At 32.1% G+C, this 24316-nt stretch carries 22 protein-coding genes; 5 read left to right on the top strand and 17 right to left on the bottom strand.

Going from position 1 to position 24316, the window contains the following annotated elements:
• Positions 1–86: 86 nt before the first annotated feature.
• The gene (locus tag KMW28_RS09935; protein ID WP_169665295.1) at positions 87–1142 is read right to left on the bottom strand and encodes an ABC transporter ATP-binding protein; all 1056 of its coding nucleotides are present in this window, start codon (positions 1140–1142) and stop codon (positions 87–89) included.
• Positions 1143–2099: a FecCD family ABC transporter permease gene (locus tag KMW28_RS09930; RefSeq protein WP_169665296.1), complete on the bottom strand. Its 957-nt coding sequence runs from the start codon at positions 2097–2099 to the stop codon at positions 1143–1145.
• 99 nt (positions 2100–2198) lie between these two features.
• Between KMW28_RS09930 and KMW28_RS09925 the strand changes: the two genes are divergently transcribed.
• The 3 genes from KMW28_RS09925 (at position 2199) to KMW28_RS09915 (ending at position 5758) form a co-directional block, all read left to right on the top strand.
• Positions 2199–2840 (top strand): HAD-IA family hydrolase, encoded by a 642-nt coding sequence (locus tag KMW28_RS09925; RefSeq protein WP_169665297.1) that lies wholly within the window; start codon positions 2199–2201, stop codon positions 2838–2840.
• Positions 2841–2903: 63 nt separating this feature from the next.
• Entirely contained in the window at positions 2904–5342 is a 2439-nt protein-coding gene (locus tag KMW28_RS09920) for a penicillin acylase family protein (protein WP_169665298.1), read from the top strand.
• On the top strand, positions 5342–5758 hold the full coding sequence (locus KMW28_RS09915; protein ID WP_066207769.1) for a hypothetical protein: 417 nt from the start codon (positions 5342–5344) through the stop codon (positions 5756–5758). Before KMW28_RS09920 ends, KMW28_RS09915 begins: the two co-directional genes overlap by 1 nt.
• Before the next feature lie 25 nt (positions 5759–5783).
• Here KMW28_RS09915 and KMW28_RS09910 read toward each other — a convergent pair whose 3' ends face one another.
• The 4 genes from KMW28_RS09910 to KMW28_RS09895 form a co-directional block, all read right to left on the bottom strand.
• On the bottom strand, positions 5784–6509 hold the full coding sequence (locus KMW28_RS09910) for an SDR family oxidoreductase (protein ID WP_169665299.1): 726 nt from the start codon (positions 6507–6509) through the stop codon (positions 5784–5786).
• A 175-nt stretch (positions 6510–6684) separates the two neighbouring features.
• Complete coding sequence (locus tag KMW28_RS09905) at positions 6685–7875, bottom strand: TlpA family protein disulfide reductase (RefSeq protein WP_169665300.1); 1191 nt, start codon at positions 7873–7875, stop codon at positions 6685–6687.
• Positions 7876–7957: 82 nt separating this feature from the next.
• Positions 7958–8317, bottom strand: coding sequence for a hypothetical protein (locus KMW28_RS09900; RefSeq protein ID WP_169665301.1), 360 nt, complete (start codon positions 8315–8317; stop codon positions 7958–7960).
• Between the two features lie 61 nt (positions 8318–8378).
• Positions 8379–9410 (bottom strand): hypothetical protein, encoded by a 1032-nt coding sequence (locus KMW28_RS09895; RefSeq protein ID WP_169665302.1) that lies wholly within the window; start codon positions 9408–9410, stop codon positions 8379–8381.
• Positions 9411–9620: 210 nt separating this feature from the next.
• Between KMW28_RS09895 and purB the strand changes: the two genes are divergently transcribed.
• The gene (purB, locus tag KMW28_RS09890; RefSeq protein WP_169665303.1) at positions 9621–10964 is read left to right on the top strand and encodes an adenylosuccinate lyase; all 1344 of its coding nucleotides are present in this window, start codon (positions 9621–9623) and stop codon (positions 10962–10964) included.
• 121 nt (positions 10965–11085) lie between these two features.
• On the opposite strand, the gene KMW28_RS09885 is transcribed toward purB, so the two are convergent.
• The 11 genes from KMW28_RS09885 to tilS form a co-directional block, all read right to left on the bottom strand.
• Positions 11086–14832 (bottom strand): sensor histidine kinase, encoded by a 3747-nt coding sequence (locus tag KMW28_RS09885; RefSeq protein WP_169665304.1) that lies wholly within the window; start codon positions 14830–14832, stop codon positions 11086–11088.
• Between the two features lie 143 nt (positions 14833–14975).
• Positions 14976–15221: a hypothetical protein gene (locus KMW28_RS09880; protein WP_066207787.1), complete on the bottom strand. Its 246-nt coding sequence runs from the start codon at positions 15219–15221 to the stop codon at positions 14976–14978.
• A 3-nt stretch (positions 15222–15224) separates the two neighbouring features.
• Complete coding sequence (locus KMW28_RS09875; protein ID WP_169665305.1) at positions 15225–15809, bottom strand: DUF420 domain-containing protein; 585 nt, start codon at positions 15807–15809, stop codon at positions 15225–15227.
• A complete protein-coding gene (locus KMW28_RS09870) occupies positions 15781–16482 on the bottom strand; it encodes an SCO family protein (protein WP_066207790.1) in 702 nt (233 codons plus the stop codon). Before KMW28_RS09870 ends, KMW28_RS09875 begins: the two co-directional genes overlap by 29 nt.
• A gap of 86 nt (positions 16483–16568) precedes the next feature.
• Entirely contained in the window at positions 16569–16907 is a 339-nt protein-coding gene (locus KMW28_RS09865) for a cytochrome C oxidase subunit IV family protein (protein WP_169665306.1), read from the bottom strand.
• Positions 16908–16944: 37 nt separating this feature from the next.
• The gene (locus KMW28_RS09860) at positions 16945–17700 is read right to left on the bottom strand and encodes a cytochrome c oxidase subunit 3 (RefSeq protein ID WP_066207792.1); all 756 of its coding nucleotides are present in this window, start codon (positions 17698–17700) and stop codon (positions 16945–16947) included.
• 125 nt (positions 17701–17825) lie between these two features.
• A complete protein-coding gene (locus KMW28_RS09855; protein ID WP_169665307.1) occupies positions 17826–18416 on the bottom strand; it encodes a cytochrome c oxidase subunit 3 in 591 nt (196 codons plus the stop codon).
• Entirely contained in the window at positions 18416–19315 is a 900-nt protein-coding gene (cyoE, locus tag KMW28_RS09850) for a heme o synthase (RefSeq protein ID WP_169665308.1), read from the bottom strand. The genes KMW28_RS09855 and cyoE overlap by 1 nt, the downstream gene beginning before the upstream one ends.
• 1 nt (position 19316) lies before the next feature.
• Complete coding sequence (locus KMW28_RS09845; protein WP_066207799.1) at positions 19317–20339, bottom strand: COX15/CtaA family protein; 1023 nt, start codon at positions 20337–20339, stop codon at positions 19317–19319.
• Between the two features lie 134 nt (positions 20340–20473).
• A complete protein-coding gene (locus KMW28_RS09840) occupies positions 20474–20995 on the bottom strand; it encodes a Crp/Fnr family transcriptional regulator (RefSeq protein ID WP_066207801.1) in 522 nt (173 codons plus the stop codon).
• 14 nt (positions 20996–21009) lie between these two features.
• Complete coding sequence (tilS, locus tag KMW28_RS09835) at positions 21010–22356, bottom strand: tRNA lysidine(34) synthetase TilS (RefSeq protein ID WP_169665309.1); 1347 nt, start codon at positions 22354–22356, stop codon at positions 21010–21012.
• A gap of 166 nt (positions 22357–22522) precedes the next feature.
• Between tilS and KMW28_RS09830 the strand changes: the two genes are divergently transcribed.
• Positions 22523–24250 (top strand): OstA-like protein, encoded by a 1728-nt coding sequence (locus tag KMW28_RS09830; protein ID WP_169665310.1) that lies wholly within the window; start codon positions 22523–22525, stop codon positions 24248–24250.
• Positions 24251–24316 lie beyond the last annotated feature (66 nt).

Here is a 24316-nt window from a genome sequence, read left to right as displayed (position 1 = left end):
TTCTAATTAAAAAATTGTAAATATCTTATACGCTTCTGAACAAATATATAATTTTTGTTCAAATTATTATCAAATAAATGATATAATCAAGAGAAAAAGTCTTTATTAATTTGATTATAAAGATTCAAATTATCATGGTCTTGATATATCAAAGTCTTGTTTTTGTATGTAACATTCCATTCCAATAGTTCATTATCAGTAGAGTACAATAATTTTATCTGAACATCTGCATCTTTACTTTCATCACAACCTTCCGATATAAATTTCTTTATTAACCAAAGAATTCTAATATCGACATCTTGATGTCCAAGATAATCTTTAACTGATACGTCTAATTCTATGCCAAAAGAGAATTGTTTTTCGATCGAACAAAATTTAAATACTCCACTTTCCTTATCAAAACCGACATAATTGGAATTAAACACCTCTCTAATAGTGTTTTTCGATACTAATAAGTCTGGAGTCCCGAAAGTACATTTACCTTTTTGAAGCAACCAAATGTAGTCTGCTACTTGTAAACTCATTTCGATTTCATGTGTGGATAATAGTATAGTTTTTTGGCTTTTTCTTGCTATAATTTTTAATAACTGGAAAACTTCCACACGATTTGGTAAATCAAGATGTGCTGTAGATTCATCAAGAAAGATAATTGGAGTATCCTGAGCCAAAGCTCTTGCAATCATCACTTTTTGCTTTTCGCCATCACTTAAAGTAGTGATATCTCTATTCTTTAAATGCATTGCCTGTACACTTTCCAAAGCACGAATAACCGATAATTTATCGTCATCAGATGTTTTGCCCCACCAATTAATATAAGGATAGCGACCCAACATAACGACTTCTTCTACTGTTAACCGTCCATTGATCTGAACATTTGGCAAAACAAAACTAATCAGCTTAGAACGAGTAATATTGTCTAATTGATGAATAGGTGTTCCATTTATCTTCACCTCTCCTTCAATAGGTGGAATATCACCCGACAATGTCTTTAATAAAGTTGATTTACCGATTCCATTTCGCCCAATTAAAGTAACAAAATCACCTTTATTTAAGGTAAGAGAAGGATAATTACCAACTTTATAAATCTCTTTATTTTTTTGATGATATCCAGTAATTAAATTTTTAATTTCTATCGTCTTCATCTATTTCCTTCCTTTAACCATGGCTAAAATAACAATTGGTGCTCCTATTAAAGAGGTAATGGAATTGATGGGCAAAACAACTCCTGATTCACTTATATGAGAGATCGTGTCACACCCTAACATAATTATTGCCCCAATAAATGCCGACAAAGGTAATAATTTAAAGTGATCAGAAGTTTTGGCTACAACTCTAGCTAAATGTGGTGCCGCAATACCAATAAATCCGATTGGTCCACAAAAACCAGTAATCGACCCTGCTAATAAACTAGCTGATAATATTGACAGAAAACGATATCGCTTAATATTTAACCCCATAGAAATGGCATACTGTTCTCCAAGAATCATCAAATTCATTGATTTACATAAAGTCACACTAACTATAATCCCTAATATAATGATAAGGGTGAGCACAATAATTTGTTCGTAAACGATTCCACCTAAGCTACCAAAAGTCCATAAAATATATTCTTGAAGTGCATCTGGACTTGAGAAATATTGAGCAATACCAACTAAACTCGATGTTAAAGCCCCTACCATAATACCGATAATCAACAAAGCAACATTATCCTTTAGATTGTGAGCAACTATTAGAATGACTAATAAAACCATTGCTGCCCCTGCAGAGGATGCTAGAATTGTCATCCATGCTCCAGAATTTTGTAGAAAACTAGAGCTCCCGATCCCTAATCCAACAGAAAGAGAAACAAAAGCAACACCTAATGATGCTCCAGAATTGATTCCTAATACAGAAGGCCCTGCCATTGGGTTTCTAAAAAGGGCTTGCATTAACAAACCACTCACAGATAACCCTACTCCTGCTAAAAGTGCTACCAATGCTTTTGGCAAGCGTATCAAAGTAAATATGGTATATATTCCACTATTCTCATCCGTCTGATGAATTACTGCTTCCCAAAGACTGCTCAGGGAAATATCTGATGACCCTACACTTATATTCAAAAGAAAAAAGGGTATAATTGCTAATCCAAAAAGGGTTATTCGAAATTTAATCGATTTGGTTTTTTCAATCATAACACGAACATAAAGCATTTAATCTTTATGAAAAACAAATTAACTATTGTTTTTGATTTTGATGGTACGATAGTCCAATCACAATTACTGATCGAAGGTATCGTAAAGTCATTACAACATAAATATAAACTAGCTGAAATCAATACTGTAGAAATTGATGTACGAAAATTAACAGCAAAAGAACTGCTCAAAGCGATAAAAATTAAGAAATGGAAAATTCCTTTTTTTATCTATGAAGTTAAGAAACTGATGAGAGTAGATATTAACTCTCTAAGCATTGAACCGGGTTTAGAGGAAGTCATAAGGCAATTACATACTCTGAACTTTCGATTAATTATCATGAGCTCTAATAGTAAGAAAAATATAAAATCTTATCTTCAAAAACATAAATTAGAACATTATTTTGAAGACATCATTACTTCATCAAAATTGTTTAAAAAGGAGGTTCCATTAAAAAAGATAAAAAAGAGATACTCCAATTGTGTCTACATTGGTGATGAAGTTAGAGACATCGTGGCTTGTAAATTAGCCAACATGAACAATATTGCTGTGGAATGGGGATTTAATGACGCTCAAATTCTAAAAAAAGAAAATCCCAATTACCTTATTAAGGAACCTAAAGAATTAATTCCACTTTTAACTTCTATTTCTGTTGATAAGATGGATTAGGTTAATTAATTTGCATTTTTTATAAAAAGAGAACTTTCGAGCTTTTCGGATTAATTTTTTATTATGAGGTCATCTATTGCAGGTATTATCTGTGCATTTACTTTTTTCTGTATTGTTGCTTTAGACTCAAAAATCAACAACTCCCCCCCTTTTGGTAGATTTTTAGATCCATTTCATGGTTTTTGGCAAAATGAAATTAACGATGACAAAATCACTTCCAACATCATTACTACAGATCTAAATAATAAAGCAAAAGTATATTACGATTCATTGCTCATTCCTCATATTTATGCAGAAAATGAACATGATCTTTATTTTCTTCAGGGATATATCACTGCACGTCACAGACTTTGGCAGATGGAATTTCAAGCGATGGCTGCTGGGGGACGATTATCAGAAGTTTTTGGTAAGTTGACGATTGATTACGATAAAAAAATGCGTCGACTTGGTCTAAGATATGGTGCTGAAAAATTTATCGAAGAGACGAAGAAAGATAAGAAGATATATGGAGTGATAGAGGCATATACTGAGGGTGTAAATGCTTATATCAATCAATTAAATTTCAAAGATTATCCTGTTGAGTATAAATTCTTCAACTACAAACCTGAAGAATGGACCCCTTTAAAAGTAGGTTTGATTTTTAAGTTTATTCAGTATTCTTTAAGTGGTACTGATTATGATTTTGAAAACACCAACGTTCTCAAGCAAATAGGAAAAAAGAATTTTGATCTTTTATTTCCTGATATGCTACCTCACCAAGAAGCTATTGTCCCTTACGATAGTGCTTGGGCACAATGGGATGTACATCACCCTAAAAAGCCAAAAAACTTTAAACCTTTATCGGGTTTAAGAAAAACTGTTGGCTTTAAACCAGACCCTGATAATGGTAGTAATAACTGGGCGTTATCTGCTGAAAAGACGGCCAATGGCAACCCTATTTTATGTAATGACCCTCACTTAAATTTATCATTACCTTCTATTTGGTTTTCAAATCAATTAACCACTCCTTTAATGAACGTAATGGGTATGAGTATACCAGGAATACCGTGTATCATTACTGGTTATAATGAAAATATTGCTTGGGGCGTGACAAGTGCGAGAAGAGATGATAAAGATTGGTATAAGATATTATACAGTGATCATAACCACACTTCTAATTACATTGTAGATGGGAAATATGAATCTTTTGAATTAAATATTGAAGAAATTAAAGTAAGAGAGAGCGAATCAATTATAGATACTATTCAGCAAACTATTTGGGGACCTATAGTTTACGATCACTCATTTGGTGCTGAGAAACAAAGAGCTGGGTATGCATTAAGATGGTCAGCTCATGATCCTTCTAATGAGTTAAAGTCGATTTATTTGATGAACAAATCTCAAAATTATGAGCAGTTCAATTCAGCTTTAGCCTATTTTTCTGGTCCATCATTAAACTTCGCATTCATCTCAAAGGATAATACTATTGCTATGAATATTCAGGGCCGTTATCCAAATAAATGGAAAGAACAAGGAAAGTTTGTGATGGATGGAGCTAGATCAGATATGAAATGGCAAGGTTATATTCCTCAAGAGCATAATATTCGTATCAAAAATCCAAAGAAGGGATTTGTAAGTTCTGCCAACGAACATCCTGCAGGTAAAGATTATCCATATTATACATATGGTCAATATTATGAATTTTATAGAAATAGAAGGATACATCAATTACTTGATTCTGGGAATAATTTTACTATTCAAGACATGACTAAAATGTTAAACGACAATTTTAGTTTATTCGCCAAAGAGAACCTTCCTTTCCTATTAAATCATATAGATCAGCTTCAATTTAATCCTACTGAAAAAGAAGCGTTTGATTCATTAAGAAATTGGAATTACCGTTATGACAAAGATGCTTATTCTCCAATTTATTTTGAAGAATGGGTGAATGCACTGATGGAAGATGTATGGGATGAGTTTCATAATCACCCAACGAAAGATTACAGAATGCCGACTCGTGAGACTACATTCTACCTATTACAACATGATTCTTCTTTATATTTCTTTGATGAATTAGAAACTTCAAAAATTGAAAATATAACCGATATCATTAATCAATCTTTCCACGAAGCTGTTGAACATGTTGAGGATTGGAAAAGAGAAAATGATAATGAGAAATTAGAATGGTCGAAATATAAAAAAACCAATATTAAACACATGGGACTATTACCTGGTTTTCATGCATTGGAAATTAACAATGGAGGCTATAAAGGAATTATTAATGCTACAAAAGAAGGACATGGCCCTAGTTATCGAATGATAGTAGAGATGACGGCAAATGGCCCAGAAGTGTATCAAGTCGTGCCTGGCGGTCAATCTGGAAATGCTGGCAGCCCCTATTATGATGATCAAATTGAGAAATTTGAAAAAGGTGAAATGTATAAAATAAACTTTTATTCCAAAGATCAATTTATTGGCAATACACCTGAAGGTTTATACAAATCAGAAATTCTTAAAAAGTAATGATAAAAAATAACGATTTAATTTACGGTGCCACTATATTTTTTATTTGTGCACTTTTACAAGTGTATTTTCCTTGGTGGATAATTGCTTTCCCATGTTTTATATATGGAGTTTTAAATGAAAAATCCAGCTTTTTCAAAACATTCCTTATTGCCTTTGCCTCTATTGGTTTGTTATGGGGAATCTATGCAGCATTTATTCAGTTGTACACAGGTTCTGAACTAAGCAGACGTATCTCAGTGATGTTCCAAGTCCCATCAAATGACTTCATTGGTATTATAACAGGACTTATTGGAGGTTTAACTGCTGGCTTGACAGCTTTATGTGGTGCATTAGTAAAATGGTCGTTGGTAGATTTAAAGCCTGTAAAAGTGGCAAATACAGAACAAGATTTTGATGATGAGGAAGATTCTTAACATCAAAATCTTGTTCTTATATATTTTATACTCTTGTTCTGCTCTTTGGGCGAGCATACAAACCAATATCATCTATCTTTACTCTTTCAGGCATTTTAAATAAATAAGCTACTGTTTCAGCCAAATCTTCAACTTGTAAAACATTATAATCTCTATCTTCTTCTGAAGTTGGTGCTGGAGTTTGAATTAATGCAGGACATAAACTATGAACAGTGATTCCATGCTCATACACTTCTTCTTGCAAAGCATCCCCTAAACCAACAACACCAAATTTTGAAGCACAATAAGGACCTGCTTGTGCATAGCCTCTTTTAGCGGCCTGCGATGCAATATTCAAAATAAATCCAGATTCTTGATCAATCATTGTCGGCAAAACTGATTGCATCATGAAAAAAGTTCCCTTTAAATTTGTATCAATCACTTTATCCCAATCTGCTTCGGTAGTATCTTTCACTAGACTACCAACACCAAGGCCCGCATTATTTACCAAAAAATCAATTGATCCAAATTCCTTTACCGCTAATTGGGCAACTTTAATACAATTTTCTTTATCACGAACATCTAAAGAAGCAGTAATAGCCTTTCCTTTACCTATCTTATTCAGTTGATTTGCTGTATCTATCAAATGATCCTTAGTTCTGGAAGCTAACAAAACGTTTACCCCTTCTTCAACTAATGTTGTAGCAATAGCTCTACCTACCCCTGTACCACCACCTGTGATGATTGCTGTTTTTCCTTTTAAATTTTTCATGTTCATATTATTTATTGAAGTATATCATATAATTAGATATTGATCTATAATCAAGCATAATGAGTACTTCAAATAGTAGTTGACTTCTAGAGCAATAATTGTACGAAGATTAACTGTGAAGGTGGCAAAAAAGATTTAAACAATTTTTCAAAAAGATAAAACGTGATAAATAGCTTTATATCATATTTTCAATCTCGTTTCTTATTTCTTGATCAGTAATTTTTCCTCCAAAACCTCTAATAACTTTTTTTACGGTTTTATTTTCATCAAGAATAAAGAAAACCGGAAACATCGAAACGGAATAATCCTTCATGATATCTTTTGATGACATCAGAAACTTATAATTGAAATTGTTTTTGTGAATATAATTATCAATAACTCTTAAGTTATCGCTTGAACATTCAATTGCCACCAAGTCAAAATCATTTTTAGGGTAATCTTTCGATAGTTTTTCTAAATATGGAATTGATTTTTTACAAGGAGCACATGTTACACTAGTAAATTGAAGTAATACAACCTTACTATTTAACTCAGATAAAGAAACAGATTGTTTTTTATCATTTTCTAAAATCCAATCAGGAGCTTTTTTGCCTAATAATACTTGTGGATCTTTAAAATTTTTTAATTGATTTAACTCAAATACCGCATAATCATTTGGGTAATGATTAGTCATGTTAAATTTATCTTTATCAAGTTTATTAATATCATAATCAAGTATTTTACTTACAGTAATATCATGAGACATTTCTCTTCTTACTTTAGTAGGTAATTTCGTTTTCTTATCAATCCATATTTCATATATAGACGTTGGATCATCTAACTCTGAGTAAGGAGGAAGGTATTCAGGTTTACCGAAAAATTCAACAAAGTTATCTTCGTTTATAGTTAATTTGATATGTATTTCATCATCTAAATCTTCTTTGATAAGACTTGTCGAATCATTATTATTCAAAATATATCTTATAATACTCTCATTATAATTATAAAAAGGGGCTATTACGACTCTAAAAGTCATCTTCTTATTATCAAATTTATCCTGGACAACAAATTTTGATTCATCATTAATTGATACCTGCATTTCTCCATCATAACCGACTTTAAGATGTTTTTTATCTTTTGTGTCAAATTTCAAAAATTTAGATCCAATTGTTGAATCAGAGGGGTTTCGATAGGACTCTGTATATTGAGAAAATGTAATAGAAGGAACAGTATCACTGGGTAGCCAGCCTTCCTCTTTAGATATATAGCTTACGCTCTCAATACCCTCCAAGTTTGTCAAAACCTCACTCAAAAAGTCTTTAGTTGTTGGTTTAGTTGAACAAGAAGAAAGAAAAGCAAGAATAATTAAAAAAGTAATTCGTTTCATTTTAAATTCCATTTGTTTTTATGTTTGTTCATATAGCAATACACCAAATATTAGCTCAACCCCTAATCGATTGATAATGTATTCAATAACTTGTTTTAATTGGCAATGAAATTTTTGTATTTGAGATAGTATCGTTCAATAGTTTAGTATCACCAACATAGATTTGCTGTTCAGATAGTCTCAATTTAGTTTTTTCTAAATATGAACTATCTAAACTATTTGGTGGAATTACCCCTTTCACATCAGAAAGGCTTAATAAACCACTAGAATCTATATTTAATACTAAATAAATATTAGGTACATCACCTACCAATTGATGAAAATCGGTTTTCTCTATAAATTGAGTAAATCTATCTGAACCAGTGTTTGTCTGATTAAAGTTTTTTCTTGAACAAGATATTAATCCTAAAGTTATCACGATAGCAATGATAGAAATTCTCATATTAATTAAAAGTCAAATTGTGAGATTTAGAACATTAACCTTTTGGTTTGACAACCATTTATCATAAACAAGAACATCCAAATCTATCTATATTAGAAGTCCATAGAGGTAACAATTTTCCATCCCTTAATAACAACAATTCACGACCCGGATAATCAAGAGTATCAATATTTAAAGAATTACCTGCTGAAGAAAAAAATAAATTATCAAACCCCTTAAGTTTAGCAAAAGTATGATGTTCATTTGCAGAATGAGGACAATCTGCACAATCGTTTAATGGATCATTATGTATTAAAGAATCAATATTATTCCAATTACCATATTCTAATTCAATATCATATGGACTGGAAAATAGTAATTTACTTTTTATGGGTGAAAAATTGTAAAAAACATAACCTTCATCACATTCAGAATTTTGTTTGCCTAAGGAAGTTATCACTGCTTTATACTTTTCATTTTCGGTATATATGTAAACTTCTCTATTTTGCTCTTCTATATCATTTATAGCATTTGGAAAAAGTAATTTGGTTTTCCAAATTTCTGAGTATTTTTCTGGATCATCTTCTGGGTTTAAAGGTATTGTATCATGTTGTTGAAGAATACTATTTTCAGGAAACCAATCTTCATAACTTTGTTGCCCATTTTTTTCGATTTCTAGCATAATGTATTTAGAAAAAATAAAAGGAAGTGTATCTAACCCTTCAAAAACGGAAGCAAAAGGTTGATGTATGGCTAATGTAGAATCATTATTGTTTACGATACCTTTTAAAAAACTAACATTGTTGATTGGAGCATCTGGATATTCAGCAATTAATTGATTAATAATCGAGTCTTTAGCATCAAAATTTTTTCTTAACTCCTTCCAAAGTGAATCACAATATTCATATCTATCCACTATTGGTTCAACTTCTTTTTTTATTACAATTGAATTGTTCTTCTCCTCAATTTTAACTTCAGCCTCAATTATTTCATTAATCTGATGATCAGATGGATTTGATTGTTTCTCTTCTTTTTGATGGATTTCATTTTGACACCCAAAAGAAATGATTGATAGTGTGATGAAAAAGTATAGTTTAATTTGAATTTTTGTCATTGTAAATTTCAATATATGAGTATTTAAAAAGAGCATGATATTTATTTAAACATACAAAATAAAGTAATTAACAACTAAAAACTTTTTTAATCTTTATTATCAAATAATCATTTGATGAACCAACTAAACAATACATAAATATTTTTTTATAAGTCGGTTCAGCTTATATTTGCGACTTGATTATTTTTATCACCAAATTCCTACATAAAAATGGAGCTTAATCAACTCACAGCGGTATCTCCTATCGATGGTCGCTATAGAAGTAAAGCGGAATCCTTATCTAATTATTTTTCTGAATTCGCGTTGATTCGTTATAGAGTATGGGTAGAAATCGAATACTTTATTGCATTGTGCGAGAAGCCACTTCCACAACTTAAAGATTTTGATTCTTCTTTATTTCCTGCAATGAGAAAAATCTACGAAGAGTTCTCAATGGAGGATGCTTTAAAGGTAAAGGAATTTGAAAGCGTGACGAATCACGATGTGAAATCTGTTGAGTATTTCATCAAAGAGAAATTCGAGGCATTGGGAATTAAAGAACAAAAAGAATTTGTTCATTTTGGTTTAACTTCTCAAGATGTAAACAATACTTCTATTCCATTATCACTTAAAGTGGCTAATGAAGAAGTAATGATCCCTATGTTGGAAGAAGTAATTGCATTGATTGACTCATTAGCTGATGCTTGGGCCGATCAACCAATTCTTGCCTTAACTCACGGTCAGCCAGCTTCACCATCTCGTTTAGGAAAAGAATTTAAAGTATTCACTTACCGTTTGAAAAAACAATTGGAGACTTTAAAAGCGGTTCCTTACTCGGCTAAATTTGGTGGTGCTACAGGTAACTTCAATGCACATAACGTTGCTTACCCAAGTATTAATTGGGTAGAATTCGGTAACGATTTCGTGAACAATGTTTTAGGTTTAGATCGTTCTCAGTTTACAACTCAAATTGAAAACTACGACAACCTTGCAGCAATGTTCGATGCATACAAGCGTATTGATACTATCTTGATCGATATGTCTCGTGATATCTGGCAATATGTATCAATGAAGTACTTCAAGCAAAAGATCAACAAAAACGAAGTGGGATCTTCTGCTATGCCTCATAAGGTAAATCCAATCGACTTTGAAAACGCTGAAGGTAACTTGGGTATTGCTAATGCAGTATTGGAGCACTTATCAGCTAAATTACCTATTTCAAGATTACAAAGAGACTTAACTGACTCTACTGTATTGAGAAACGTTGGTGTACCATTAGGACACATCGTTATTGCTTTACAATCTTTGAAAAAAGGTTTAAATAAATTAGAGTTAAATGCTGATCAACTTAAATTAGACCTAGAAGATAACTGGGCAGTAGTTGCAGAAGCAATTCAAACAGTTCTAAGAAGAGAGGGTATTCCTAATCCATACGAAATGTTGAAAGATTTAACTCGTAAAAATGAAAAGATTACTGAAGACTCAATTCAAGTATTTATTGATGGTTTATCAGTGTCTGATCAAATTAAAGAAGAGTTGAAAGTTATTACTCCTTACAACTACACAGGGGTATAATTTCTATTTCATAAAAAAGTAATTGATAATAAATCCCACAATCAATTATCAAAATGCTGATGTAAAAACGGCTACCTTAAATCCATAAGGTAGCCGTTTTTTGTCATATCAAAGTTGTTTTTTAAGCCTCCTCTTCTGGTTGAGTCATCACAAATTCAACAAAGAATTGTGTCCCTTCATTCTCCTTAGTTTCAAACCAAATACTACCTCCCATCTGTTCGATTCCTCTTTTGGCTACAGCCAATCCAATACCAGAACCCGTCTCTTTCGTAGTAAAGTTAGGAACGAAAACCTTGTTCTGGAACTCTTCGGGAATACCTTTACCATTATCAATAACAGTAACAATTGCTTTCTCACCGTTCTCGTATAAATCGATAATAATATTCGAGCTCACATCTTCTTTTGCAGCTTGAATACCATTAAGAATTAAGTTGGCTAATATTCTAGTAGTCAATTTCTCATCACCATCCACAAATACATCATGACCTAATTGTGTATTAGAGAATTGAATCTTTGCTTTACTTGAGTGAAGCATTACTGTATCTTTTATCACCTTTGAAAGGTTAAATACTTCCCTTTTCGGAACAGGCATTTGCGCGAAAGATGAGAATGAGGTAACAATACCACTTAATGTATCCACTTGACTAATCAGCATTTTTGTAGCCCTTAGTAATTTAGGATTATCATCTGATGTAGCGACACGCTCTAACTGTTGTAAATAAAGTTTCATTGGAGTTAGAGGGTTTTTAATTTCATGAGCTACTTGTTTTGCAACGTCTTTCCAAGCAGATTCTAATTGACTTCTTTCCAACTCCTTTTTACTTTCTTCCAATTTTGAAAGCATTTTATTGTACTCTCCTACCAAACGACCAAACTCATCATTAGAATGATATTTAATTGGAGCGTTTTTCTTACTAAGTGTGATGCGATTCAACTCTGGAATAATCAACTTAATTGGATTGAGAAGTGATAAGGCAGCATAGTGTACAATTGGTAATAATGTGATGAACAATACCGTGAAAATGATCATGATAGTAGAAATTACATCAACTGTTCTATCGTCAAAACGGTGAAGTGATTTAAAGAATGGAATACTTACCACTCCCATCACATCTCCTGTATTAAATGCTTTCACACCGATGTAAGAAGTATTGTATTCTAGATTACCTATCTTTTCTTTTACTACGAGACGTGTTTTCTTATCCTGCATAATCCCAATATATGCTTCCGGATTAAGCTGTTCGCTTAGTATACCTGCTTCGAACAATTCATCATCACTGGCACTTTTTAAGAAACCTTTCTTATTGTAAAAACGGATATCAGCCTGCATAATGTTCGATAGTTCATTGATAAAATTATCAAGGACTAAATCATTTTCAGGATTCCAATCGGCATTAAGATCAGTGTTCTGAAAAAGGTTCATGGCTACCGTTTGTGCTTTTTCTAAATATTGTCTTTGAATATCATTTCTTGATGACTTTACCATTACTGACCCCATTACAATTGCCAAAGTAAAAATAGGTAAGAATATCGCCACGTTAAGATAGGCTTGTACTTTAGCAGAGAATGATCTGTTGTATTCCTTTGGGTCGGCAATGTAATTTTTGAAATTATAAAAGGAGAAAACAAAGAAAACTATAATGGTAAAATAGGTCGAAAATGATCTTATAAAATCAATGATGTTAAATTCTTTAGAAGAGATAACTACAATACGATTGGCATTGGGTAACATCAAGTGTTCATAGCCATTGAATTCAAAGTTTGATGCTAAATTCGATTCTTCATTTAAATCAATTTCTTTTAGGAAGTCGTTGGTATAATTATAATCACCCGAACTGAATATCAATTCTTTTTTAAAGAAAATAGCGTATGAGTAATCTTCTTGTTTATAGTTGATATTGTAGTTTTCATCAAGAATTGAGGCCTGTAAGTAGTTTCCTTCTAAGGATTTTTTATTCAACTCAATCAAGCAATACCCTATTGTATCGGTATTGGTAAAACGATCAATAATAGGAATATTACAGAGATAGCTAAACGTACCCTTCTGAAGGTCCATTTTATTATTTAAACCGGAAATATCTTTAGGAACATTCTTCTTACCATCGAAGAAATTTTCTATTAATTGATTATATGAATATTCACTGTTTACAACATCTCCATTATCAAATGCCATATACACACTAATATCGTATCGCTGTCCAAACCAACCCATGATATCAGCTTTTATCAGCTTAGATACTTCTACTGCATGAGGTTTATTGAGAAAAGCTACTGCATCTATTACTCTATCATCATCCTGAACATCGTTAATTGTTTCTTCAAGAAAGGCGTTTAGTGTAGCATCATTTGTTATCAGTTTATAGTAGGCAAACTTTTGCTTAAACTCCTCATCTTTCTTTGTATCACTTTTCTCTACCACTACAGCAGCTAATAATGAAAATAGAATAATATGAGACATCAAATACATAATTGCTTTGAACTTCCCACTATTTAAGAACTTTGTCGTATCAAACATTAAGGTGATGCCTGTAAAAATGGCTAACACATTAATAACGACTAGGTCAAAGCTATTATCAAAAAATTGAATACTAAAGACAACGATTATACTTATAAGCATTACAGTTGCTTTTCCATAAAAATCTAACCACCAGCTAATAATCCTGAAACTTACATGTGCATATGAACCTGCAATTAGGAAACCTAAAAGCACAATCATTTGTGAAACAACGTAAGGAATACTTATTTCGAAAACACTAAATTGTGGATTTAAACTTAAGGAATATTCTAGGACTTTCAAGTAGACATTCTCCAATAGCATTACAATAATGAAAAGAAGAATTATCATTATAGAAGATAGGGTTATTCTGACCCTCAATGGTAACTTCTTCATTGAGGTTACCGAAAACAGATCCTTAAAGTTATTCGTCACCCAACGAAAAACTGAAAGTATAAATATTAAATCTATAAAAATCACCCCCATCGAATCCCATGCTGGAAAAGGTGGATTGCTTAAGGAGGATAAGATTTCGTATTCGTTTTTTATGATTGGATTATTTACAATAGAAAATACTACCTCATGTAAAGCAAGCACTCCTATTATAAAAACACTTAGCATTATATAAATTGAACTCCCTTTATGGATAGAATCTGTGATATAAGTACTTAGTGCAGAAAGCAAACAAAATGTTGCCACCAATACACAAAAAATAAAGCTATGCCATGGAAATAATTCAATAGATACTTTTTTTGAGGTGTCTAAAGAGAATAGATAATTGTTTTGTTTGGTATAGATAGGTTTAAAGTTCTCATTTACTTTATACTTATCTATTTTGGGTAGATCTTTTGTACCAAAAATGAAATCGTTTACATAATGTGTCATGATAGTCGTCGGGCTATCTCTTAACTCCAATAATGGAACGATAACAAAGATTTCATAATCTTGATTGTACAACATGATGTTGGACTTCCTAACGTAATAGAAGGAATTCCCTTTTTTAATCACATCTTCTACGAAATAGGTAAATAATTTATCTTCAATATATTTCAGTTTCAGTTTATCATCTGACCAAAATTTTAAAACTCCTTTTTCATAAATATAAACTGGCTGGGCACTTAAAGATAATAAGGTTTTAAAATCTGGCTCTTCCTCACTTACCTCTTTAATATTATTTTTAATATCATAAATAACATCATCTGCGTTTTTTGATAATTGTTGAATTCTATCTTGTACAAACTTATCGTATTCGTCTACATCATAGTATTCTACATTTATTAAAAAAATGAGGATGGAAATCAGGGAAAAGAAAAGACCTAAAACGGCTTTGCTCTTACTGTTAATTAGTTGTTTTAAAAAAATCTTAGCTTGCATAAAGGCAATACTTAACAGATAAAAGTGGAAGTGATTATAAAAAGATCAAATTACAAAAAAACTCCAATATGATGGTAACATATTGGAGTTATCGTTTATGGTATATTGTTAAATCTCTAAAATGTTAGAGAGTAGAATATTATTTACCCAATTGAAGTATTCAATTTGTTTTGTTGTACTTTCTTGTACACAACAAATGCAATACTTGCAATGAGGATATAAGGCATGGACATCAAGAATAATATTCCTGCATTTAATCCTGCTCCTACCTGACTCGCACCATCAGAGATATTGTTCTCTACTGTTGCTCTACACATCGCACATTGTGCATAAATATTCTGAAAGTTGATCAGTAAAAAACCAATCATTAGTATTAAACTCTTTTTCATAATCTAAGCGTAATAAGGGCTGATCATTAAATAAACCAATACACCTGAAACGGCAACATATTCCCAAATTGGATATGCCCATTTCACAATTTTCTTATGAAGTGTCAACCTCTTTGTAATAGCAAAATAAATGGATAATAATACAAGAGGTACCACTGCTGCCGATAGTACAATATGACTTAACAGCAATACTAGATATATAATTCTTGAAGTACCTGCTGTTGCTTTTTCAGAGTCAGAAAGTATACCGTCAGCATTTAAATCTCCAAAAACGGTATGACCACCTTGAAAATGGTAAACTACATAAGAAACTAAGAAGATAGCACCTAATGCAAAAGAAATAAACATCATTAATCGATGTAATTCTTGATTCCCTTTCTTAATGAAGTAAAAACCTAAGAACAAAGTAAGAGCACATGTTCCATTTATAATTGCATTTAGGTGTGGCAAGAAAGAAACGTCTAAGTCTCCAAGTTTACCTGTTTGAGGTATAAAAAGTAATATAGCCACTACAACAGGAATAGCAATTGATAAAATTCCAATTGTAATTAGTGGACCTCTATTTAGTTTCTGATTTAATGTTTCCATTGTCTTCTAACAATAATAATGATATTTCTGTAAGTAGTCGTTTTACATCATCTTGATCTGTACCACTATAAATCCCTCTAATACGTTTTTGTTTATCTACAAGGATTAATTTATCACTGTGTGATAATGATGCAGATTTCCCAGTCATAACTTCTTTAGCAGTGATATAAAAACCACATTGCCCTAAATCCATAATCGTCTGTTTATCACCGGTAAGTAAATTCCAACGATTTGTATCAATCCCATGTCTTTCTGCATAAGATGACAATACTTTAGGAGTATCATAACTAGGGTCTATACTAAAAGAAACTAACTGTAATTCCTTTTCGTTTTTGAAACGTTCTTGAACTCTAAGCATGCTTGACGTCATTGCTTTACAAATGTCGGGACAAGATGTAAAGAAAAAGTCAGCTACATAGATAGAACCTTCTAAGTTTTTGTTTGAAAATTTCGTACTATCCTGATTTAAAAATTCAAATTCAGGTATCCTGTGTACACCATCAATCTCGTTTGGCGTACAGTTTACTGATTTTAGGTTATAAATCTGAAGGCTTTCTGCAGGTTCCAAACGATATTCGTTCTTACCGAAGCTTTTCAGAAAAACTAAGATGACTAAAGGTATTCCAATTAACAGGAATAAGAATACCCATTTCTTTTGATTAGGTTTATTCATTTTATTTTAAAAAAATATGGTTTGATCTCAACAAATTGAAAATCAAACCATATTAAAGATGTTCTCTTTATTTTTAATTATTGAAACTACCAGTTAAGGAAAGCATCAATAATGGCTTGACCTTCAACAAATAGTGCTACACATAGCCAAACTAAAAACAACATTGGGAATAAAATCACGAATTTCAATAAAGAAGTCTCATGACCTAAGTGCATGAATTCCATGATAATAAAACCTGCTTTTATGAACGTCATTCCCAAGAACAAAATGTATAACATTGTTCTTGAAAAACCGTCAGGCCATACAATAGCTAAAATAAATTCAAGTATTGTAATAGCTGCTAAAATTGCAGTTACTTTAATAACTGTTTTCATTTTAGCTGCTTTAATCTCCTCAGGAGTCATTGATGCATCAAAATGTGCCATAGTAGTAATGTTTTTTGGTTTGAATGATAAAATTAAATCAGATTAAGTAGAAGAAGGTAAATACGAATACCCATACTAAATCGACAAAGTGCCAGTAAAGACCACCTTTTTCAATCATTTCATAAGAACCTCTTTTCTCATAAGTTCCCATTACCACATTATAGAAAATGACAATGTTAATGATTACACCTGATGTTACGTGAATACCGTGGAATCCAGTAATGAAGAAGAAGAAGTTGGCAAATAACTGAGGACCATACTCATTTACATGAAGGTTTGCTCCAAAGATTTGAACACCATCTCTAACTACTCCATTTGCAGAACCATGGATAAAGTGTGACCATTCCCAAGCTTGACAACCTAAGAATAAAACGCCACCAACGATTGTCCATAACATCCATTTTTCAACCTCTTTTTGAGATTTTCTTTCTCCTGCTTCTACTGCTAATACCATAGTCACAGAAGATAGGATTAGAATAAAAGTCATCAATCCTACAAAACCAAGTGGTATATCCATACCATGTAAGCCCGGGAAAGCATTAAAAACTTTCTCAGGAATTGGCCAGTACAAGTCGTCTGAACTTGTAGCGAATTCGAATTCCGAGAATGGTTTCTCCCATGCAGGATGCATATAGCGAACTACCCCATAGGCGATAAGTAATGATGCGAAAGTAAAAGCATCTGAAACTAAGAAAAACCACATCATAAGCTTACCATAGGTTGCTTTCATTGGTCTTTCCCCTCCATCCCATTTTGTTATTTCGGGTGTTGTCAAAGTTGTAGATGACGACATAAAGATTGGATGTTAAATATTATAATGTCTTTAAAAAATTATCTGCTTACAAATAAAAATGAGTTTCTTTATAAAAACAACTATTTGATGACTTTTGTGATAATTTTTAATGACATTTGTCACTATTATCTATATAACAGTAAGAATATCAATATACAAACCCATAAAGCATCTAAGAAGTGCCAATAAGTTGCACACATTTCCATTCTCACGATTGTTCCTTTGTGGATTTTACCTCTGAATGATTCAATTAAAATCACAAACAGATAGATCACAGCACTCACAATGTGCAACCCATGCAAACCTGTAAAAACATAGACAAAAGAACCTGAAGGATTAGAATCTTTACCTCCAAAGAAGATTTCCATATCCACTAAATGACTCCATCCTAAGAATTGTAATACTAAAAAGGCAGACCCTAAAAGTGCTGTTAAAGATATACCAATTTTTAAATTCTTAAGGTTATCAACTTTAGTATTAGTGTAAGCCCAATGCATTGTGGCTGAGCTCAAAAGAATTACTGCTGTACTCACGTACATAATGTTAGGCAAATCGAATAATACCCAATTGCCCTCTGCTTGCCTTACAATATATGCACTGATTAGTGCTGCGAAAATCATCATTACACTTACGATGAATAACCACATCGCAAATTTCTTTGGATGAATTTTCACTGGTTGATTTGGCGTATTAGAAACTGAGATGTCTGTTTTCATTATATCTTATCGATAAGGTAAACTATTTGAACAATAGGTAAATAAATAAAGGATGTAAACATTATTTTTAATGCAGCTTTATCTGTTTTTTCTTTGATCAAACCGAATGTTTGATATAAAAATGCGGCCCCTGCCAAAGCAGCTAAAACTCCAGAGAATATACCTGTAATCCCTAATTGTGTAGGCAGAAAACCTATCGGTAAGAGAAACATAGTATAAATTGATATTTGAACAGCTGTATTAACGTCTTTGTTTCCATTAAATGGTAACATTTTAAATCCAGCCTTTTTATAATCACTATCAGCTACCCATGCTATTGCCCAGAAATGTGGGAACTGCCACATAAATTGTAAAGCAAAGAGTGCCATTCCTTCAACACCAATACTTCCTGTAGCGGCCACCCAACCAATCATTGGAGGGAATGCACCCGGAAAAGCCCCTACTAAAACAGATAATGGTGTTATTCTCTTCATTGGTGTGTAAATGAAGGCATACAATACCAATGAAGCAATGGATAATAAAGCAGAATATAGATTTACAAACGCAGCCATTAAGCCAAAACCTACTACTGCAAGTATTCCAGCATATATTGCCGCTTCCTTTCTAGAAATTATACCTAATGGTAAAGGACGATTTTGTGTCCTTTTCATCATTTTGTCATAATCTCTTTCAATAATTTGATTAATAGTATTTGCTGAACCGGTAATCATAAAACTACCAAATGCTAAAGCTAATACTTTAATATAGGAGAAGGATTCCATCCCCAATAAGTAGCCAAAAACTCCAGAGAAAACGACTACACCTGTTAAACGAACTTTCAACAGATCATAGAAGTCTTTAATTCTAGTGTTTTTTGAAGTTTGGGTGGAAGTAGCTGAACCTGTTTCTGCGACAATCATTTTATGCTATTGCGTTTTTTGAGTGTTTTTCCTCAACCTTTCTCACATTCCCAAGAATTCTTGAATGGTTGACTAATAATGCGATGTAAAATTGACAACCAACGATTAGTGATCCAAGTAATAGGTGAATTGGTTGTAAAAATGCTGGTATTCCGAAATGCCCCATGATTGCTCCCGAAAGTACTACTGTAGTTAATAAACCGAATAATACTAACGACCAGAATCTTGCTGGATGCTTTTCTTCTGTACCTATAAAAACATTTTTTATAAAGATGATGTTTAAAATTCCGACTACAATTGAGAAAGATCTATGAAAATAAAAAGCTTCATCTAATTGATCAATCCACAAATGTCTTTGGGCCTCTCCCATAGCAATTGCGATTTCATCAATGCTTTCTCTTACTTGTGTACCCATAATAATCTGAAATACAGACATAGATAAAATGATCATTAACCATTTATTTACCTTTTTCAAATTATGAGGATCAGAATAGCTTAATTCTTGTTTTTTAGATCGGGCCACAGCGTAAATAAGCACACCTACTATAACTAAGGCCAACAACATGTGAAGAGTAATCATGAAGGGATTTAAGTCTGTTGCCACTACTTTAGAACCTAACCATCCTTCAACACCTACTAATACAAATGCGATGAAAGAAAAAACAGTCACCTGTGGATCTTTCTTCAAGTATGAAAAAGAGAATACTAAAGTAAAAAATACCAATAGACCAATAGCCACACCAACTAAGCGGTTAACGTACTCTACCCAAGTTTTAAATGCAGAGAAATCCGCAATCTCTTTACCGGCAACTGCGTATATTGTTTTATAGTCATCTGGTAACTGACTAATATCTGTAGGTGGTATATATTGCCCAAAACATAATGGCCAATCTGGGCAACCCATGCCAGACCCTGTACTTCGAACGATTCCTCCGACTAGTATTAAAAAGAATACCGCAAAAACGGTAACTACTCCGAATCGTCTATAAAAAATGCCTTTGTTTGTAGTATCGTTGCTCTTCATAAGTATAATCTTAAACCCGAATGTTAACTTTTATTATTTAATCAACAAATATCAAACAGGTTTGTTAAGGGCAAAAATACAAAAAACATCTAATTTACATGACATTTGTCATGTTTTATTTCTTAAAATATCATTTAAAAAGGCATAAACGCTCTACCAAGATCAAAAAATCCAAATGATTCTTTATATGCCCTGAATAAATGACCTGTAAATCGGTCGTATATCTCAGCCATACTCATCATCATTTTAGCTTGTATTTTAATGTTTTCTGAAAAAATATCGTGAATAACTGCACTTGGTATGACATAAACGTCGGCATGATCAGAAAAACAAACGGCATTATAAGGTCTATTCGTTCCTTCGAGAATTGCGTTATCACCAAAAGTCTCTGTAGCCTTTAAATGAACCAAATCTTCGAATTTATCTTCGATATCAATATTTAAGGTGACAATTCCACTATTAATAAGATACAAGGCTTGACTTGGATCTTCTCTAAAGAAAATCACCTCCCCTTTTGTATAATGTCTTAAATGTAGATGTGGTGCAAATTTAGCCAACTCTTCATCCGATAATTTAGAAAAGAGAATTCCTCTTCTCATAAAATCAAATAAAGTCCTTTCGTCAGCATTATATGTCTTCTTGAAAATATTAATCATATCCAAACTTACATTTATTTTACAGTAATTTGAAATAGGCTTACAGGAAATTCTTCAATTCTGAGTAATTCGGAGTTCCTAACTGCAATCACTGATAAAATTTCTTGGTTAGTATCTTCTATTACTAAAGCATTATTTCTAAGATAAAAAGGAATTCCTTCGTCCTGAAGTAAATCAAATACTTTTTTTGATTTACCTTTCATACCAAATGGCTTAATTTTATCTCCGTTTTCAATACTTCGAATTCTAAAAGGAAAATGTTTTTGTTGTACATAAGTCAATTGCTTGTCCAACTCACTTAAACCTTTTACCTCTACTTTTTCAATTTTAATGTAAGTATCATTCAGTTGGTATTCCCCTTCTTTTTCTACTAATAGCTTTTCTGTAGTATGATTTGGCTCTTCGTTTTCTATTAAATGAAAAGTAAAATCCTGCAAAGTATATACTACATATTTATGATCTGTTGAATAGAAAGTCAAAGCAGTTTGATCTAACTGATTATATAATTTTTCTATACTCGTAAAATCAAAATTAAAGGGTTTTAAATGATAATACAGATAAATTAAAAAGTAACTTTCGTCTTTGTATGGTTTACTTTTGATGATATACCCTTTATCAATCCTTCTCCAAGTATTTTTCTTAAATTCCTCTACTTCATTAAAAAAGACAGGCTCGATAAATCTAATTTTTCTTGATGTTTCTGCTATCGATTCTTCTGCTTTTGGGTTAATCCGCTTTAACAAAGGAATGACCTCATTTCGAATTAGATTTCTTGCATATTTATTACTCTGATTTGACGAATCTTCCCTCCATTCTTCATTACAACTTTTCACGAACTCTCTTATCGTTTCTTTATCAGTAAATAACAAAGGTCTGACAATATTGTCCCTTTGGAAACGAATCCCATGCAAACCTTCAATACCTGTCCCTTTTATCAAATTATACAAAACCGTTTCCACACTATCCGATTGATGATGGGCCGTTGCAATAAAATCAAATTGATGTTGTTTCACTAGTCCATCAAACCAATTGTAGCGAAGTTCCCTTGCCAATACCTGTGTCGATTGCCCAGTAATATCTTTTATGCTGATTGTATCCACCACTTCAACAAAAATTGAGATACCATGCTTCTCAGCAAAAGATCTAGCAAATGCTTCATCTTCGTTACTTTCCTCCCCTCTAAGTTGAAAATTCATATGGGCTAATGAAAATTGATAACCTGCTGCTTTTAGTAATAATGCCAATGCTACAGAGTCTACTCCACCACTAAAAGCCAATAAAATATTATCTTTTTTGCTAATACCTTTATGATTAATAAAAGTTAAAAATTGGTCAACAAATTGATTTTGTATGTCTAACATATGTGTCAGGTTTTTTAATTAGTAATATTTTCCCTTGATTCTCATATTAAATCATTAATCGCAACTACAAATAATGCAATATTTATGGTTTTTTGATGAAACAAGGATAAATTTGCAGGCTTGCAAAAATAAAAATTTGCTCGATCTATTAAGAAGAAATTTAATTATGAAGAAAAATATTTTTTTCAACATATCTCTAGTTTTATCCATTTTACTTACGTTGAATGTGCATGCTCAAAAACCTAAAGGTGATAGAGTAATCATATCAGCGGCACGTACAAAAGGTGTTTCAGGATGGAGAGTGTTTTATAGTTCTCCCACTCAAAGAGTAAAAATGGTTCAGAAATCTACCACAATTTACTGTAATGAGGCTAGACAAGAAATAAAAACAGAAAAAGTTATTGCCACGGGACGTGTAAAAGTGATTGATAAAAAAACCACTATTACTGGTGACCGCTTGGATTATGATAAAAATAATGGTTTGGTAATCATCACTGGTAAGGAAGTAAAACTTATTGATGATGACGTAACATTGATTACTGACAAACTATATTATTATACAGATACTAAGGATGCTAAATACCTTACTGGTGGTAAGGTACTTCAGGAAACTATGGTTTTAACATCTATAGAAGGTTACCTTAAGAAAAAGGAATTGATCTTTATTAAAGATGTGGTCATGGACGACTCAGTAAAAGTACAACACTTAGAAACTGAAAAGCTAATTTATGATCGTGAAACCAAAGATGCTGTCTTTGAAACTCGTACAAAAATCGAAAGTAAAGACGGTGATGTAGAAGCAAATGCCGGTACTTATAATACTGAATCAGGTAAAGTACACTTTGAAGGTTCTGCAGTTGTAGAAAATGATAAGTATATTCTTATCGGTGATAAGATTGATACAGATAAAAATACTGGTAATTCAGAAGCTGTGGGTAATGTTATCTTTTTCTCTAAGCAAGATACTGCAATGATTTATGCAGATGTTGTAGTAAGAGAAGACAGTTCTACTTTTGCCTATGGTAATGCATTGATGAGTAAACCAATTAAGGGTAATTGGATGGATATGTACTATCTAGCTGCAGATACTCTACACTCAATTAATGATACTACTACAAAAGAAAATACATTATATGCACACTACAAGGTTTCGATGTGGAATAAAGATATGCAATCAAGATGTGATTCATTGATTTACTACTACAATGATTCCATGATCTATTTCTATAATGATCCACGAATTTGGGCTCAAAAATCTCAAATGACTGGTGAAGTCATCAGAACTGACATTACATCAAAAGGTGTTGAAAGATTATATTTAAATAAAAACGGTTTTATTATTTCGGAAGATACAATTGCTAATTTCAACCAAGTAAAAGGTAAAAAGATAATTGCTCATTTCGAAGAAAATCAGTTAGACAAGGTTGATGTTAAGGGTAATGGTATGACTCGTTTCTTCCAATTAACCGATGATAAAAAGAATATTTATGCTTTAAATAAGGCCTCCTGTCCTTCGATGACCATCTATTTTACTGAAGGTAATGAAGTAGAAAACATAAAATACAATGCTAAATCTAATAGTACTGTATTACCTCCTAGTAAAATCCAAGGTCCTGACAAATACCTTCCTGGTTTCAAAAATAGATTTGATGAAAAACCGGAAAGGGAAGAATTATTAAAAAGGGTTCGTGTTAGGAATGACCTTACTGATAGTATGCCTCGTGATCCATCAATTGGAAAGGATGAAATAAAAATTCTTTGGGATGGTTCTCAAGTTTTAAACAAAAACTACAATGGCGAACCACTTTATATCGAAAGATTGAAGATGATGCGAGAACAAAAAGCTCGTGAGAAACAACAAAAACAAGAATTAAAAATAGAATCAAATAACTAAATATTTGATTGGATATAAAAAAACACCTTGAAGTCAATATCAAGGTGTTTTTTTATGTTATGATTA

The organism is Flammeovirga yaeyamensis, assembly GCF_018736045.1.
In the GTDB taxonomy this organism is placed as follows: Bacteria; Bacteroidota; Bacteroidia; order Cytophagales; family Flammeovirgaceae; genus Flammeovirga; species Flammeovirga yaeyamensis.
Note: the sequence above shows the minus strand (reverse complement) of the source record. Positions and strands in the feature narration are given on the sequence as shown.